The organism is Variovorax sp. N23 (assembly GCF_025486315.1).
Lineage (GTDB): Bacteria > Pseudomonadota > Gammaproteobacteria > Burkholderiales > Burkholderiaceae_C > Variovorax.
In genome coordinates this window covers 132,160-147,715 of record NZ_JAOOPY010000005.1, presented here as the reverse complement: position 1 = coordinate 147,715, position 15,556 = coordinate 132,160, and the positions used below count along the sequence as shown (strand labels likewise).

The 15,556-nt window shown below is 68.9% G+C and carries 15 protein-coding genes and 1 tRNA gene; 10 read left to right on the top strand and 6 right to left on the bottom strand.

Going from position 1 to position 15,556, the window contains the following annotated elements; all coding sequences use genetic code 11:
- Position 1: 1 nt before the first annotated feature.
- Positions 2 to 295 carry a DUF2282 domain-containing protein gene (locus N8A90_RS09845; RefSeq protein WP_262074672.1) on the bottom strand — a complete coding sequence of 98 codons (294 nt, stop codon included), beginning with the start codon at positions 293 to 295 and terminating at the stop codon, positions 2 to 4.
- A 140-nt stretch (positions 296 to 435) separates the two neighbouring features.
- Between N8A90_RS09845 and N8A90_RS09840 the strand changes: the two genes are divergently transcribed.
- The 3 genes from N8A90_RS09840 (at position 436) to N8A90_RS09830 (ending at position 2,234) form a co-directional block, all read left to right on the top strand.
- Positions 436 to 1,014, top strand: coding sequence for a sigma-70 family RNA polymerase sigma factor (locus N8A90_RS09840; RefSeq protein ID WP_262074671.1), 579 nt, complete (start codon positions 436 to 438; stop codon positions 1,012 to 1,014).
- Positions 1,011 to 1,652: a DUF1109 domain-containing protein gene (locus N8A90_RS09835; protein ID WP_262074670.1), complete on the top strand. Its 642-nt coding sequence runs from the start codon at positions 1,011 to 1,013 to the stop codon at positions 1,650 to 1,652. Before N8A90_RS09840 ends, N8A90_RS09835 begins: the two co-directional genes overlap by 4 nt.
- A gap of 75 nt (positions 1,653 to 1,727) precedes the next feature.
- Positions 1,728 to 2,234 (top strand): DUF1993 family protein, encoded by a 507-nt coding sequence (locus N8A90_RS09830; RefSeq protein WP_262074669.1) that lies wholly within the window; start codon positions 1,728 to 1,730, stop codon positions 2,232 to 2,234.
- On the opposite strand, the gene hemH is transcribed toward N8A90_RS09830, so the two are convergent.
- Positions 2,216 to 3,292, bottom strand: a complete 1,077-nt coding sequence (gene hemH / locus N8A90_RS09825) for a ferrochelatase (protein ID WP_262074668.1) — start codon at positions 3,290 to 3,292, stop codon at positions 2,216 to 2,218. The genes N8A90_RS09830 and hemH overlap by 19 nt on opposite strands.
- A gap of 15 nt (positions 3,293 to 3,307) precedes the next feature.
- Here hemH and N8A90_RS09820 point away from each other — a divergent pair, with 15 nt between their 5' ends.
- Positions 3,308 to 4,054, top strand: coding sequence for an HAD-IA family hydrolase (locus N8A90_RS09820; RefSeq protein ID WP_262074667.1), 747 nt, complete (start codon positions 3,308 to 3,310; stop codon positions 4,052 to 4,054).
- A 2-nt stretch (positions 4,055 to 4,056) separates the two neighbouring features.
- Here the strand turns inward: N8A90_RS09820 and N8A90_RS09815 are convergent, their stop codons facing one another.
- The 4 genes from N8A90_RS09815 to hpnC are packed head-to-tail and all read right to left on the bottom strand — an operon-like array spanning position 4,057 to position 7,457.
- The gene (locus N8A90_RS09815) at positions 4,057 to 4,428 is read right to left on the bottom strand and encodes a hypothetical protein (protein WP_262074666.1); all 372 of its coding nucleotides are present in this window, start codon (positions 4,426 to 4,428) and stop codon (positions 4,057 to 4,059) included.
- A complete protein-coding gene (gene hpnE, locus N8A90_RS09810) occupies positions 4,425 to 5,681 on the bottom strand; it encodes a hydroxysqualene dehydroxylase HpnE (protein WP_262074665.1) in 1,257 nt (418 codons plus the stop codon). The genes N8A90_RS09815 and hpnE overlap by 4 nt, the downstream gene beginning before the upstream one ends.
- A complete protein-coding gene (gene hpnD, locus N8A90_RS09805) occupies positions 5,678 to 6,517 on the bottom strand; it encodes a presqualene diphosphate synthase HpnD (protein ID WP_262074664.1) in 840 nt (279 codons plus the stop codon). Before hpnD ends, hpnE begins: the two co-directional genes overlap by 4 nt.
- A gap of 28 nt (positions 6,518 to 6,545) precedes the next feature.
- Positions 6,546 to 7,457 (bottom strand): squalene synthase HpnC, encoded by a 912-nt coding sequence (hpnC, locus tag N8A90_RS09800; protein WP_262074841.1) that lies wholly within the window; start codon positions 7,455 to 7,457, stop codon positions 6,546 to 6,548.
- Positions 7,458 to 7,579: 122 nt separating this feature from the next.
- Here hpnC and N8A90_RS09795 point away from each other — a divergent pair, with 122 nt between their 5' ends.
- The 6 genes from N8A90_RS09795 (at position 7,580) to clpX (ending at position 15,484) form a co-directional block, all read left to right on the top strand.
- Positions 7,580 to 8,734, top strand: coding sequence for an efflux RND transporter periplasmic adaptor subunit (locus tag N8A90_RS09795; protein ID WP_262074663.1), 1,155 nt, complete (start codon positions 7,580 to 7,582; stop codon positions 8,732 to 8,734).
- Between the two features lie 10 nt (positions 8,735 to 8,744).
- Positions 8,745 to 11,897: an efflux RND transporter permease subunit gene (locus N8A90_RS09790; RefSeq protein ID WP_262074662.1), complete on the top strand. Its 3,153-nt coding sequence runs from the start codon at positions 8,745 to 8,747 to the stop codon at positions 11,895 to 11,897.
- A gap of 74 nt (positions 11,898 to 11,971) precedes the next feature.
- Positions 11,972 to 12,058: transfer RNA gene (locus N8A90_RS09785), tRNA-Leu, on the top strand.
- Between the two features lie 25 nt (positions 12,059 to 12,083).
- Positions 12,084 to 13,397 (top strand): trigger factor, encoded by a 1,314-nt coding sequence (gene tig, locus N8A90_RS09780; RefSeq protein ID WP_262074661.1) that lies wholly within the window; start codon positions 12,084 to 12,086, stop codon positions 13,395 to 13,397.
- A 100-nt stretch (positions 13,398 to 13,497) separates the two neighbouring features.
- Positions 13,498 to 14,106: an ATP-dependent Clp endopeptidase proteolytic subunit ClpP gene (clpP, locus tag N8A90_RS09775; RefSeq protein WP_262074659.1), complete on the top strand. Its 609-nt coding sequence runs from the start codon at positions 13,498 to 13,500 to the stop codon at positions 14,104 to 14,106.
- 109 nt (positions 14,107 to 14,215) lie between these two features.
- The gene (clpX, locus tag N8A90_RS09770) at positions 14,216 to 15,484 is read left to right on the top strand and encodes an ATP-dependent Clp protease ATP-binding subunit ClpX (protein WP_262074658.1); all 1,269 of its coding nucleotides are present in this window, start codon (positions 14,216 to 14,218) and stop codon (positions 15,482 to 15,484) included.
- The last annotated feature ends 72 nt before the right edge of the window (positions 15,485 to 15,556 follow it).

Sequence of the window (15,556 nt, the reverse complement as noted above, 5' to 3'; positions counted from 1 at the left end):
TTCAGCCCTTCATCGGCGCGAGCGTGCCCATGCCCTTGGGCGTCTTGATGGTGGTGCAGGTGCCAGCCGGCACGTTCTTCCAGGCATTGGCCTGGTAGTCGACCTTGGCGGTGCCGGCGCAGGTGGTGCCGGGGCCGGCCGCGCAGTCGTTCTTGCCGGACATGGAGACGCCGTAGCACTTCTCCATGGCGGGCTTGGCCATGTCGTCCTGCATGGGCTTGGCCTGGGCCAGGGCGGCACCGGAGGCCAGTGCGCTAAGCGTGAGGGCGGTAATGGCGAGGGGACGTGCGATCATGGAAAAGCTCCTTGGTGGTGTGGAAGCCCCGCCGGACGGCGAGGTGCCATCTAGTTCGACCTCGCGGCCGGTCCGGTTACAGCGCGCGGCACAATGCGGCCGAACTTTTATTTCGGCCGATGCTGTAACCGGCGTGCTGCATGAACCGAACAACCAGCGAGAGTCCCGCGCGAATGAACGATGCCGAAGCGGTGCTGCACGAGCTGTTCGTCCGTGGTCTGGCCGGCGACGCCGCGGCCTACCGCACCTTCCTCCAGAAACTCGGCGTGCACCTGCGGGCCTTTCTCGGCCGTCGCCTGTTCGGGTGGCCGGATGATGTGGAAGACCTCGTCCAGGAATGCCTTCTTGCCATGCACAACCAGCGCCACACCTACCAGAGCGACCAGCCGTTGACGGCCTGGGTGCATGCCATCGCCCGCTACAAACTCATCGACCTGCTGCGCGCCAAGGGCAGCCGCGAGGCGCTGCACCAGCCGCTCGACGACGACCTGGCCGTGTTCGCCGAATCGGCCACCGACGCGAGCGATGCGCGGCGCGACCTGGGCGGCCTGCTCGAGAGCCTGCCCGACCGGCACCGGCTGCCGATCGTCCATGTGAAGCTGCACGGCCTGTCCATCGCCGAGGCGGCGCGCGCCACCGGCATGTCCGAGTCGGCTGTGAAGGTGGGCATCCACCGCGGGCTGAAGGCGCTGGCGCTCAAGATCAAGGAAAGCCGATGAAGACGGATGACCTCATCTCGCTGCTGGCGGCGGACACCACCCCGGTGCCCCGCCATGCGAGCGCGCGGCGCATGCTGCTGGCGCTGGCGTTGTCGCTGCCTGTGTCGATCGCGATCATGCTGATCGAGTACGGCCCGCGCCGGGACCTCGTCGAGGCGATGTTCTGGCCCATGTTCTGGGTCAAGCTGATGTTCCCGATCGCAATCGCCGCGGCCGGCTTCGTGCTGGTGCAGCGCCTCGCCCGGCCCGGTGTGCGCGGCGGCCTGGCCTGGGCCGCACTGGCGGTGCCGGTGGCGCTGGTCTGGGCGATGGCCGCGATGACGTGGCAGATGGCCCCGGTGGCCGAGCGCCCGGCGATGCTGTGGGGCACCACCTGGCGCACCTGTGCGCTGAGCATCGCCCTGATGGCGGCGCCGGTCTTCGTCGCCGCACTGGTCGCGCTCAGGGGGCTCGCCCCGACGCGGCCGGCCCTGGCCGGCTCCGCCGCGGGTGCGCTGGCCGGCGGGGCGGGGGCGGCGGTGTATGCCATCCACTGCGTCGAGCTCGCCGCGCCGTTCCTGGCGGTCTGGTACGTGGCCGGCATCGCCTTGCCGGTGGCGCTTGGCGCCCTGCTCGGGCCGCGTCTGCTGCGCTGGTGAAGGGCCGCGCGGCGGCCGTCAGCAGAGATCGCCATGGCGCACGACAATCGCGCGCACATTCATCAGGAGCATTCCATGGCGCTATCCCTCTACGACCTGTCCGTCCCCGTCTTCACCCGTGGCCTCGGCCAGCTGGCCCATTTGCTCGACAAGGGGCTGGCCCATGCGCAGGCGAACGACATCGACACGGCCACGCTGGTCGGCGCGCGGCTGGCGCCCGACATGTTCACCCTGGCCGGTCAGGTGCAGAGCGCCAGCGACGCGTCCAAGCTGGGTGCGGCGCGGCTCGCCGGCATCACGGCGCCGAGCTTTCCCGACACCGAGACGACCTATGAGGAACTGCAGGCGCGCGTCGCCAAGACGCTGGACTTCCTGGCGACCGTGGACCGTTCGCTGATCGATGGCTTCGAGAGCCGCGAGGTCGTCGTGAAGAACCGCCGCGGCGAGATGACCTTCACCGCCGACCGCTACCTGTTGCAGTTCGCATTGCCGAACTTCTTCTTCCACGTCACGACCGCCTATGGCGTGTTGCGCCACAGCGGCGTGCCGGTGGGCAAGCTGGACTACCTTGGCAAGTTCTGATCCATCCCCTTCGCGGGCAGCGGCTTCGTCGGCCAGCCGGCGAGGTGGCGCTCGGCGATGCCGGCCAGTGCGGTGATCCACGCCGGGCTGTCGTTGAGGCAGGGGATGTAGTGGAATTCCCTGCCGCCCGCATGCAGGAAGGCTTCGCGGCCTTCCATCGCGATCTCTTCGAGCGTCTCGAGGCAGTCGGCCGGAAAGCCCGGGCACATCACGTCGACCCGCGCGGTGCCGGCCGCACCCAGTTCGCGCAGCGTCGGCTCGGTGTAGGGCTCCAGCCACTTGGCGCGGCCGAAGCGCGACTGGAAGGTCACGCGGTAGGCGCTCGGCGGCAGGCCCAGCCGTTCGGTGAGCAGCCGTGCCGTTTCCAGGCACTGGCCCTGGTACGGGTCGCCCAGCCGGATGTTGCGTTCGGGAATGCCGTGGAAGCTCATCACCAGCTGGTCGGGCCGGCCGTTCTGCTTCCAGTAGCCCTCGACGCTCTGCGCCAGCGCCTCGATGTAGTGCGGGTCGTCGTGGTACTGGTTGACGAAGCGGAGCTCGGGCAGGCTGCGCTTCGTGCGCGTCCACGCGGTGACGGCATCGATCACGCTGGCGGTGGTGGTGGCCGAATACTGCGGGTAGGCCTGCAGCACCAGCACGCGGGTCGCGCCCTCGGCCTGTGCGGCGTCGAGCTGCGAGGCAATCGACGGGCTGGCATAGCGCATCGCATGCCGCACCGACAGCCGGTGGCCGCGCTCGCCGAGCCAGCCGGCCAGCAGCCTGGCCTGCTTTTCGGTCCACACCTTGAGCGGCGAGCCTTCCGGCAGCCAGATGCTCCGGTACTTGGCGGCCGACTTGGCCGGGCGCACCCGCAGGATGATGCCGTGCAGGATCAGGCACCAGATGGCGCGCGGGATCTCGACCACGCGGTGGTCGTGCAGGAACTGCGAGAGGTAGCGGCGCACCGCCGGGGCCGTGGGCTCGTCGGGCGAACCGAGGTTGCACCAGAGCACGGCGGTGCGTTCTTCGGCAGGGTGGGCGTGGGGTGCCCCGCTGCCGGATGTCGTTTTGGAAGGCATGCGATATTCTGGGCCATGACCTTGGAGACACCGGCCCTGGCGGGCCACGACGGACTCGACGTGAAGCGCATCGCGGCGATCTCGCTCGACCTGGACGACACCCTGTGGCCGATCTGGCCGACCATCGAGCGGGCCGAGCGCGTGCTGCACGCCTGGCTGCTGCGCGAGGCGCCGAAGACGGCCGAGTTGCTGGTCACGCCCGGCGTGCTGCGCGAGCTGCGCCAGGCCACCGAGCGCGAGCGTTCCGACCTGGCCCACGACCTCAGCGCGCTGCGCCGCGAGTCGATCCGTGCGGCGCTGCGGCATGCCGGCGAAGATCCGGCCCTGGCCGACCCGGCCTTCGATGCCTTCTTCGAGGAGCGCCAGCGCGTCGAGCTGTATGAAGACGCGCTGCCCGCGCTCAAGTGGCTGAGCGAGCGCTACCCGCTGGTGGCCATCTCCAACGGCAATGCCGACATCCACCGCACCGGGGTGGGCCGCTGGTTCCGCACCGCCTTCAACGCGCGCGCCTTCGGCAGCGGCAAGCCGCATGCCCCGATCTTCCGCGCGGCCGCGGCCTCCGTCGGCCTGCTGCCACGCGACGTGCTGCATGTGGGCGACGATGCAGCGCTCGACGTGGCGGGCTCGCTCGACGCCGGCATGCAGGCGGCCTGGCTGGTGCGCGATGCCGACGACGAGCGCAAGCCCTGGACCCACGGCGCACGGCCGCAGCTGGTGGTGCCGAACCTGCACGCGCTGTGCATGGCGCTGGACGCGCAGTAGCGTCAGTCGATGGCGAACGCCGCACGGAAGGCGGCGCAGAAGTCCGCCGAGCCGACGATCGACAGGCTGACCGTGTGGCGCGGTGCGCCCGCGGTGCCGGGGCAAACCGTGAGCCGGCCGCGGCCTTCGTCGTAGGTCAGCGTTTCCGACAGGCTCCATTCCTGCAGCGACTGCAGGTCGAAGTCCCACGCACCGCCGTCGTCCAGCGGCGCGCGCTGGCCGGCGAAGGCCGCGTGGGCCCAGTCCAGCACGGCGACGATTTCCGCGTGCAGAGCCGTCCGGTGCTGCGGGCCGACCGAGGCCACGGCGTCGAAGCTGCCGCTGCCATCGGCCTCTTCGCTGAAGTCGAAATCCAGGTAGTCGAGCGTCGTCATGGGCCGATCCAGCGGGCGGCCGCCAGGCCGCTGCGCACCGCGCCTTCGAGCGTGGCGGGGTAGGGGCCGTCGAGGTAGTCGCCGCAGGCCGCGAGACCGGGGGCGATCTGCATCCAGGGGCGGCGCAGCGCGGGCGTGCAGGCGAAGGTGGCGCGCCGCTCGATCACCGTCTGCACGATGCGCAGGCGCGCGGCGCCGAGCTGCGTGGCGGCCTGCGCGAGCACCTGTTCTTCCAGCGCATCGCGTGGCAGGTCGCTCGCGCTCACGACCAGCGCGACGAGGCCGTGCGGCCCGCCGAGCTGGCCGCGGTCGAAGGCGAACTGCGCCGGCGCGCCGGGGCCGGTGCGCAGCGCCACCATGGGCGCCGCCAGCGCGGGCGCGCCGTCGGCATAGAGCGTGGCGATGGCCTCGTAGCGCAGGGCATCGGTGACGGACAGCCAGTCGTCGGCATCGATGGTGGCGGCGCGCACCAGGCGTGCGGCGTCCCAGGGAGCGCCGGCGATCACGACGCGGTCGAAATCCTCGCCGTCGACCTGCCAGTGGGCGTCGGTGCGCACCAGTGTCTGCACGCGGCAGCCGGTGCGCACGGTGGCCGCGCGCAGGCCGAGCCAGCGCACCGCGGCATCGGGCAGCAGGGCGCCGAGGTCGACGCGCGGCAGCAGCAGGTCGGCGCCGCCACGCTCGGTGAACAGGGCGTCCTCGAGCACCCGCAGGAAGACGGTGCCGCTCGACTCGTCCACGGGCGTGTTCAGCGCCGAGACGCACAGCGGCTCGATCAGCTCCTGCATGACGCGCCGTGTGAGCCCGCGGCACAGCGTCGCCACCGTGGCTTCGGGTGTGCAGTGGAAGCGCGCGCGGCGCCAGCGCAGGGCGGTGCGCAGCAGCGAAGCCTTGTCGGCCCAGGTCCAGCCGCGCGCGGTGGCGATGCCGGCGAGCAGGTCGAGCGGCGCCGCCATGCGCGGCAGCGCCAGGCCGCCGCCATCGGCGAAGCGCAGCGACAGCGGGCTGCGGAGCAGCGCCTCGTCGGGATCGACGCCGACGGTGCGCATCAGCGCCAGCGTCTCGCGGTAGGCGCCGATCAGGATGTGCTGGCCGTTGTCCAGCGGCGCGCCGTTGTGGCCGGCGTCGATGCGGCGGGCGCGGCCGCCCGCTGTGCGGGCGGCGTCGAACAGGGTGACGAGGTGGCCGGCGCGCGTGGCGTCGACGGCGCAGGCCAGGCCGGCCCAGCCGGCGCCGATGACGGCGATCCTCAAATCCGCCCCAGTGCCTGCACGCGCCACGCCAGCCAGAACTTGCGCAGCGGCGTGAGGCTCACGCGCTGGTTCAGCACCTGGAAGTCGTCGCGCTCGATCTCGCGCAGCAACGCGCGGTAGATGCTGGCCATCATCAGCCCCGGCTTCTGGCTGCGGCGGTCGGCGGCCGGCAGCAGCGCGAGCGCCTCGTCGTAGGTGCGGTGCGCGCGCTCGGCCTGGAACTTCATCATCGCCACGAAGCGGTCGGAGTGAATGCGGTTGAGCACTTCGTGCGCCTTGACGTCGAACTGCTGCAGCTCGTTCATCGGCAGGTAGATGCGGCCGCGCAGCGCGTCTTCGCCGACGTCGCGCAGGATGTTGGTGAGCTGCAGCGCCAGGCCCAGCGTGTGGGCGTAGGCGGTGGTCTGCGGGTCGGCCTGGCCGAAGATGCGCGCCGAGACCTCGCCGACCACGCCGGCCACCAGGTGGCAGTAGCGCTTCAGGCCGGGGAAGTCGAGGTAGCGGGTTTGCTCCAAGTCCATTTGGCAGCCGTCGATGATCTGCTGCAACTGCGCGGCCTCGATACCGTGCTCGGCGGCCAGTGGCATCAGCGCCTGCATGACCGGGTGGCGCGGTTCGCCGGCAAAAGCCTGGGCCACCTCGGTGCGCCACCAGGCCAGCTTGGTGGCGGCGACGCCAGGGTCGCGCACCTCGTCGACCACGTCGTCGACCTCGCGGCAGAAGGCGTAGAAGGCGGTGATCGCGGCGCGGCGGCGCGTGGGAAGGAACAGGAAGGCGTAATAGAAGCTGCTGCCCGAGGCGGCCGCTTTCTGCTGGACGTACTGCGCGGGCGTCATCGATCGGGGGCGCTGGGCTTCTTGAAAGTCATTGCGTCGATTGTCTCCGCATCCGCAGCGCCCGCCAGGCGAGCAGCGGCGCGTCGGCCTTGCCGACGGTGGGGCGTTGCGTGAAGGTGTCGAAGCCCAGCGCCTCGATCTTGTCGAGGATGCGCAGCCCGCCCTGGACCACCAGCCGCAGCTCCCAGCCCATGCGCCCCGGCAGGCGGTGCACGAGCGGCGCGCCCTGGTTCATGAGCGCACGCGCCCAGGCGACCTCCGCCGCGACCAGTGCCAGCGCCTCCCGCGGCGGTGGGGCATCGCCGCGCGGGCGGATGGCGTCGAAGGCCGCGGGCGCGAGCCCGTGGTCGGCGCAGTCGGCATCCGGCAGGTAGAAGCGGCCGCGCGGCAGGTCAACGCTCAGGTCCTGCCAGAAGTTGATGAGCTGCAGCGCGCTGCAGATCGCGTCGCTTTGCGCCAGCGCCACGGCGTCGTGCACGTCATACAGATGCAGCAGCAGGCGGCCGACCGGGTTGGCGGAGCGGGCGCAATAGTCCAGCAGCGCGTCGCGGTCGGCGTAGCGGGCGGCGTCGCGGGTCTTCCCGATGTCCTGGATGAAGGCCGACAGCAGGTCGGCCAGCAGGGCCTCGGGCAGGGCGAAGGCGCGCATCGCGTGCGCGAGCGGGCCGAAGACGGCGGGCCAGCGTGCCGAGGCGGCGCCACCCTGTGCGATGGCGGCGAGGTCGGCGCGGAAGGCGCGCAGGTCGGCCAGCCGTTGCTCGGGCGACGCATCGCCTTCGTCGGCGATGTCGTCGGCGGTCCGGGCGAAGACGTAGATGGCCGCGATGGGCGGGCGCAGCCGCGGCGGGCAGAGCCACGACGCCACCGGAAAGTTCTCGTAGTGCGTCGGCGCCGGCGCAAGGGTTGGCGCCGTTGCGGCGGGTTCGGAAGGAGGGGACATTGGCACGCGGCGATTGTCGGGTACGGGTTGGGCATGCCTCGATTCGTTGACAGTCTGGAAGGCAGCCCACAAAATTACTAACCATTCGGTCATTAATGGCCCGTCAGTCCTCAAGGTGGTTCATGGCCGTATCGATCGTTTCCGTCGCCCACTCGCTTCCCGCCGCCGTGTTGTTGGTCAGCGCGGCCTTGGCGGGCTGTTCCAGGCCGCCCGCTGCCGAAGACCCGGTGCGCGCCGTCAAGGTCCAGACCGTGGGGGCCAGCGCCTACGGGACGGCGCCGGAGTTCTCGGCCGAGGTGCGGGCCCGTGTCGAAACGCCGATCGGCTTCCGTGTCGCCGGCAAGATCCTGCGGCGCCAGGCCGAACTCGGACAGCGGGTGCAGGCCGGCCAGGTGCTGGCGGAGCTCGACCCGCAGGACTACCGGCTCGCCGCCGATGCTGCCCGTGCGCAGCAGGCGGCCGCCCAGACGAGCCGTGACCTCGCGGCGGCGGACCTCCAGCGCTACCGCGAGCTGCGCGCGCAGAACTTCATCAGCAGCGCCGAACTGGAGCGCCGCGAATCGACCTACAGGTCGGCCCAGGCGCAGCTGGAGCAGGCACAGGCGCAACTCGCCTCGCAGGGCAACCAGACCCGCTACGCGACCTTGGTGGCCGACGTGGCCGGCGTGGTCACGGCGATCGAGGCGCAGCCTGGCCAGGTGGTGTCCGCCGGCACACCGGTGCTGCGGATCGCCCAGGACGGCGCCCGCGATGTGGTCTTCGCGGTGCCCGAAGACCGGGCGGCGCAGATCAAGCCGGGCTCCGCCGTGGCGGTGCGCGGCTGGGCCGGCGGCCCCGAATTGCAGGGCCAGGTGCGCGAGGTGGCGGCCAGCGCCGACCCTGTGACGCGCACCTACACCGTGAAGGTGGCGATCGACGCCGCCACCGCTCCGCCGCTCGGCGCCACCGTCTACGCCCGGCCGCAGGCCCTGGCGCATGTCGGGGCGCCGGTGCTCAAGCTGCCGACCACCGCGCTGCGCCAGGAGGGCGGCGGCTCGGCCGTGTGGGTGCTCGACAAGGGCAGTATGACGGTGCGTTCGCAGCCCGTGCAGGTGGCCACGGCCGACGGCAACGAGGCCGTGATTGCCCAGGGCCTGGAGCCGGGCATGCAGGTGGTGGTGGCGGGTGTGCATGTGCTCGCGCCGGGGCAGAAGGTGTCGATCTACCAGGGGAAGTCCACGCCGGTGGCTGCAGGTGACACGCCTGCGACGGCACCGGCTTCGGCCGCATCGCGCTGAGGACGGCGCGATGACCACCCCGAGCCAAGCGACCGGCAAGGCCGGCTTCAACCTGTCGAAATGGGCGCTCGAGCACGCGGCGCTGACGCGCTACCTGATGATCGCGTTCATGGTGCTGGGCTTCGCCTCGTACTTCCAGCTGGGCCAGGACGAAGACCCGCCCTTCACCTTCCGCATCATGGTGATGCGCACCTACTGGCCCGGCGCGACCGCGCAGCAGATGGCCGAGCAGGTGACCGACAAGCTCGAGCGCACGCTGCAGGAGGCGCCTTACGCCAGCAGGATCCGCAGCTACTCCAAGCCCGGCGAGTCGCTGATCATCTTCGAGATCAAGGATTCGTCGAAGCCCAGCGAGGTGGCGAACGTCTGGTACACGGTGCGCAAGAAGATCGGCGACATGCGGGGCACGCTGCCCGGCGGCGTGCAGGGGCCGTTCTTCAACGACGAGTACGGCGATGTGTACGGCGTGATCTATGCGCTGCAGACCGACGGCTATTCGCCCGCCGAGATCAAGACCTTCGCCGACGAGGTGCGCCAGGGGCTGCTGCGGGTGAAGGACGTGGCGAAGGTCGAGCAGTTCGGCCTGCAGGACGAGAAGATCTACGTCGAGGTGTCACAGAAGCGCGTGGCGCAGCTGGGCCTGGACATGAATGCGGTGCTGCAGCAGATCGGCGCACAGAACGCGGTGGAAAGTGCCGGCACGATCCAGTCGCCGCTCGACATGGTGCAGGTGCGCGTCGCGGGCCAGTTCACCAGCGTGGAGCAGCTGCGCGAGATGCCTATCCGCGGCAGTTCGGGGAACCAGCTGCGCCTGGGCGACATCGCCGAGATCCGCCGTGGCACGGTCGACCCGCCGGGCATCAAGGTGCATCACCAGGGCAAGGAGGTCGTGGCGCTGGGCGTGTCCATGGCCAAGGGCGGCGACATCATCGCGCTGGGCCAGGCGCTGCGCGTGGCGGTGGCCGACATCGGCCAGCGCCTGCCGGCCGGCGCGACGCTGGCCCAGGTGCAGGACCAGCCGCGCGCGGTGGCGACCTCGGTCAACGAGTTCGTCCAGGTGCTGATCGAGGCGGTGGTGATCGTCCTGGCGGTGAGCTTCATCGCGCTCGGTCTGCACAAGGGCGGGCGCTTCGGCTGGCACATCGACGTGCGGCCTGGGCTGGTGGTGGCGATCACGATCCCGCTGGTGCTGGCCGTGACCTTCCTGGCCATGAACTACTTCGGCATCGGGCTGCACAAGGTGTCGCTCGGCTCGCTGATCATCGCGCTGGGCCTGCTGGTGGACGACGCGATCATCGCGGTGGAGATGATGGTGCGGAAGATGGAGGAGGGCTACGACAAGACCCGTGCCGCCACCTTCGCCTACGACGTGACGGCCAAGCCGATGCTGACCGGCACGCTCATCACGGCCGCCGGCTTCCTGCCGATCGGCCTGGCCAAGTCGACCACCGGCGAATACACCTTCGCGATCTTCGCGGTGACGGTGATCGCGTTGGTGCTCTCGTGGATCGTCTCGGTCTATTTCGTGCCGTACCTGGGCACGCTGCTGCTCAAGGTGAAGCCGCATGACCCCGACGCGCCGCCGCACGAACTCTTCGACTCGCGCTTCTACAACGCCTTCCGCGGCGCCGTGAACTGGTGCGTCCGGTACCGCTGGCTGACCATCGGCGCGACGGTGGCGATCTTCGCGCTCGGCATCGCGGGGATGGGCCGGGTGCAGCAGCAGTTCTTCCCGGATTCGGCCCGGCCGGAGATCCTGGTCGACCTGTGGTCGCCCGAAGGCACCGCCTTCCCGGCCAACGAGGACATCGCCAAGCGCGTGGAGCAGCGGCTGATGCAGGAGCCCGAGGTCGTCACCGTGACGACCTGGATCGGCAGCGGCGTGCCGCGCTTCTACCTGCCGCTCGACTACATCTTCCCGCAGACCAATGCCTCGCAGGTGCTGGTGCTGGCCAACGACCTGCATCAGCGCGACGCCTTGCGCCGTCGCCTGCCCGCGTTGCTGGCCCAGGAGTTTCCCGAGGTGCGCGCCCGTGCCAAGCTGTTGCCGAACGGGCCGCCCGTGGCTTACCCGGTGCAGTTCCGTGTGATCGGAGCCGACCCGGTGCAGTTGCGTCTGCATGCCGACGAGGTGAAGGCGGCGATGCGCCAGAACGCGAACACGCGTGGCGTGAACGACAACTGGAACGAGTCGGTGAAGGTGATCCGCCTCGATGTCGACCAGGACAAGGCGCGCGCGCTGGGCGTGACGAGCCAGGCCATCGCGCAGGCATCGCGCACCATGTTCAGCGGCACCACCATCGGCCAGTACCGCGAGAACGACCGGCTGATCGACATCGTGCTGCGCCAGTCGCCCGACGAGCGCGAAGCGATCTCCGATATTGGCAACGCCTACCTGCCGACGGCATCGGGCCGCTCGATCCCGCTCGCGCAGATCGCCAGGCCGGTCTTCACCTGGGAGCCGGGCGTGATGTGGCGCGAGAACCGCGACTACGCCATCACCGTGAATGCCGACATCGTCGAAGGCCTGCAGGGCGCGACCGTGACCCAGCAACTGCTGCCCGAACTGCGCGCGCTGGAAGCGAAGTGGCGCGCGGCCGGGCAGGGCGGCTATCGCATCGAGGTGGCCGGCGCGGTGGAGGAAAGCAGCAAGGGCTCGACCTCGATCGTGGCGGGCATACCGATCATGCTGTTCCTGGTCTTCACACTGCTCATGCTGCAGCTGCACAGCTTCAGCCGGGCGCTGCTGGTGTTCATCACCGGGCCGCTGGGGATCGCGGGCGTGGCGGCGGCGCTGCTGCTGCTGAACCGGCCCTTCGGCTTCGTCGCGCTGCTCGGCGTGATCGCGCTGATGGGCATGATCCAGCGCAACTCGGTGATCCTGATCGACCAGATCGAGAGCGACCGTGCCGCCGGCGTGCCGGCCTGGGACGCGATCGTGGAATCGGCCGTGCGGCGGCTGCGTCCCATCGTGCTGACCGCTGCTGCAGCGGTGCTGGCGATGATTCCGCTGTCGCGCAGCGTGTTCTGGGGGCCGATGGCCGTGGCCATCATGGGCGGGCTGATCGTGGCCACCGTGCTCACCCTGCTGGCCCTGCCGGCGATGTATGCCGCCGCGTTCCGCGTGAAGCGGGAAGAAAAAGCGACCCCGGTTAGCGTCTAAAATGCGCGGTTGACCGATTTCGAAGCGGGTGGTCTGCATGCGAGGCCGCCCGTTTTTGCTTGATTCACCTGACAGCGCGGGTGGCGAAATTGGTAGACGCACCAGGTTTAGGTCCTGACGTTCGCAAGAACGTGCCGGTTCGAGTCCGGCCCCGCGCACCAGCACACCCTCACAAGGAATAACGAAATGACCGTGAATGTTGAAACCCTCGAGAAACTCGAGCGCAAGATCACGCTGACACTGCCCGTCGGCACCATCCAGTCGGAAGTCGATTCCCGCCTGAAGAAGCTGGCCCGCACCGTGAAGATGGACGGTTTCCGTCCCGGCAAGGTGCCGATGAACGTCGTGGCCCAGCGCTACGGCTACTCGGTGCACTACGAAGTCATGAACGACAAGGTCGGCGAGGCCTTCTCGCAGGCCGCCAACGAAGCCAAGCTGCGCGTGGCCGGCCAGCCGCGCATCACCGAGAAGGAAGAGGCGCCCGAGGGCGTGATGGCCTTCGACGCGGTGTTCGAGGTGTTCCCCGACGTCAAGATCAACGACCTGGCCAACGCAGAGGTCGACCGCGTCACCGCCGAGGTGAGCGACGAGGCGATCGACAAGACGCTCGACATCCTGCGCAAGCAGCGCCGCACCTTCGCGCAGCGCGCCCAGGACGCCGCCGCTGCCGACAACGACCGCGTGACGGTCGACTTCGAGGGCAAGATCGACGGCGAGCCCTTCCAGGGCGGCAAGGCCGAGGACTTCCAGTTCATCATCGGCGAAGGCCAGATGCTCAAGGAATTCGAAGACGCCGTGCGCGGCCTGAAGTCCGGTGACAGCCGCACCTTTCCGCTGTCGTTTCCGGCTGACTACCACGGCAAGGACGTGGCCGGCAAGCAGGCCGACTTCATGGTCACCGTGAAGAAGATCGAAGCCTCGCACCTGCCGGAAGTCAACGAACAGCTGGCCAAGTCGCTCGGCATCGAGGACGCCACGGTCGAAGGCCTGCGCGCCGACATCAAGCGCAACCTCGAGCGCGAAGTGAAGTTCCGCGTCCTGGCGCGCAACAAGAACGCCGTGATGGACGCGCTGATCGCCAACGCCGAACTCGACCTGCCGAAGTCGAGCGTGCAGTCCGAAATCGACCGCATGGTCGAAGGCGCCCGCGCCGAGCTCAAGCAGCGCGGCATCAAGGACGCCGACAAGGCCCCGATCCCCGACGAAGTCTTCCGCCCGCAGGCCGAGCGCCGCGTGCGCCTGGGCCTGGTGGTCGCCGAACTGGTGCGTGCCAACAACCTGCAGGCCAAGCCCGAGCAGATCAAGGCGCACATCGACGAGCTGGCCGCCAGCTACGAGAAGCCGGCCGACGTGGTGCGCTGGTACTTCAGCGACAACCGCCGCCTGGCCGAGGTCGAAGCCGTCGTGATCGAGAACAACGTGACCGATTTCGTGCTGGGCCAGGCCAAGGTCGCCGACAAGTCGGTGTCCTTCGACGAGCTGATGGCGCAGCAAGGCTGATCACGGCGCACCCCGACGGGGCTTGCACCCGCCGGCACCATCCCCATCTGAACCTTTACCGGGGCATTCCCGGCAGGTCAAGCACTGAACGGAGCTATTCATGAGCGCACAGGACATCCAAGGTCTCGGCATGGTGCCGATGGTGATCGAGCAATCCGGCCGCGGCGAGCGGTCCTATGACATCTATTCGCGTCTGCTCAAGGAGCGCGTGATCTTCCTGGTGGGCGAGGTCAACGACCAGACGGCCAACCTGGTGGTCGCCCAGCTCCTGTTCCTCGAGAGCGAGAACCCGGACAAGGACATTTCGTTCTACATCAACTCGCCGGGCGGCAGCGTGAGCGCCGGCATGGCGATCTACGACACGATGCAGTTCATCAAGCCGGCGGTGTCGACCCTGTGCATCGGCTTCGCGGCCAGCATGGGCGCCTTCCTGCTGGCGGCCGGCGAAAAGGGCAAGCGTTTCTCGCTGCCCAATTCGAAGATCATGATCCACCAGGTGCTGGGCGGCGCCCGTGGCCAGGCGACGGACATCGAGATCCATGCACGCGACATCCTGAAGACGCGCGAGCAGATGAACCGCATCCTGGCCGAGCGCACCGGCCAGCCGCTGGAGAAGATCGCCCGCGACACCGAGCGCGACTACTTCCTGACCGCCGACGAGTCGAAAGACTACGGCTTGATCGACCAGGTGATCTCGAAGCGCGGCTGATCCCGCGCCCCGGCGCTGCGGCGCCTGCGCAACGACGGCGTTTTCCATGCGGAGAACGCCGTTTTTGTTTCGTTATCATTGATCCACCCCTGTTACGAGGCATTTGCCCATGGCCGAGAAAAAAGGCTCTTCCAGCGAAAAAACGCTTTACTGCTCCTTCTGCGGTAAGAGCCAGCACGAGGTCAAGAAGCTGATCGCCGGTCCGTCGGTGTTCATCTGCGACGAGTGCATCGATCTCTGCAACGAGATCATCCGCGACGAACTGCCCGCGGGCGACGAGGCGCGTGACGCGCGCAGTGACCTGCCGACGCCGCTGGAGATCAAGACCAACCTCGACAACTACGTGATCGGCCAGGAACCGGCCAAGCGCATGCTGTCGGTGGCGGTCTACAACCACTACAAGCGGCTGCGCCACAAGGAAAAGAACACGAAGGGCGACGAGGTCGAACTCAGCAAGAGCAACATCCTGCTGATCGGCCCCACGGGCTCGGGCAAGACGCTGCTGGCGCAGACGCTGGCCCGCATGCTCGACGTGCCCTTCGTGATGGCCGACGCCACCACGCTGACCGAAGCCGGCTACGTCGGCGAGGACGTCGAGAACATCATCCAGAAGCTGCTGCAGAGCTGCAACTACGAGGTGGAGAAGGCGCAGCGCGGCATCGTCTACATCGACGAGATCGACAAGATCTCGCGCAAGTCGGACAACCCGTCGATCACCCGCGACGTGTCGGGCGAGGGCGTGCAGCAGGCGCTGCTCAAGCTCATCGAAGGCACGATGGCCAGCGTGCCGCCGCAGGGCGGGCGCAAGCACCCGAACCAGGATTTCCTGCAGATCGACACGACCAACATCCTGTTCATCTGCGGCGGTGCGTTCGCGGGCCTGGAGAAGGTGATCGAGAACCGCACCGAGGCCTCGGGCATCGGCTTCGGCGCGATGGTCAAGAGCAAGGCCCAGCGCAGCATCACCGAGGTGTTCCGCGAGGTGGAGCCGGAAGACCTGATCAAGTTCGGCCTGATCCCCGAACTGGTGGGGCGCATGCCGGTGGTGGCGTCGCTGGCCGAACTCAGCGAAGACGCGCTGGTGCAGATCCTGACCGAGCCGAAGAACGCGGTGGTCAAGCAGTTCACCAAGCTGCTGCAGATGGAGGGTGTCGACCTGGAGATCCGCCCGACCGCGCTCAAGGCCATCGCCCGCAAGGCGCTGGCCCGCAAGACCGGCGCGCGCGGCTTGCGCTCGATCCTGGAGCAGTCGCTGATCGACACGATGTTCGAGTTGCCCAATGCAACGAACGTCGCCAAGGTGGTGGTCGAGGAGTCGACCATCGAGGAAAACAAACCGCCGCTGCTCGTGTACCGCGAGGCGGCGAAAAAGGCCTAAGTGCCAGGGCTATTTCGCCCGACGGACCACGCGCCTGGCGCGTGCCCTACGATGAACGCGCCGCCGGGTCTT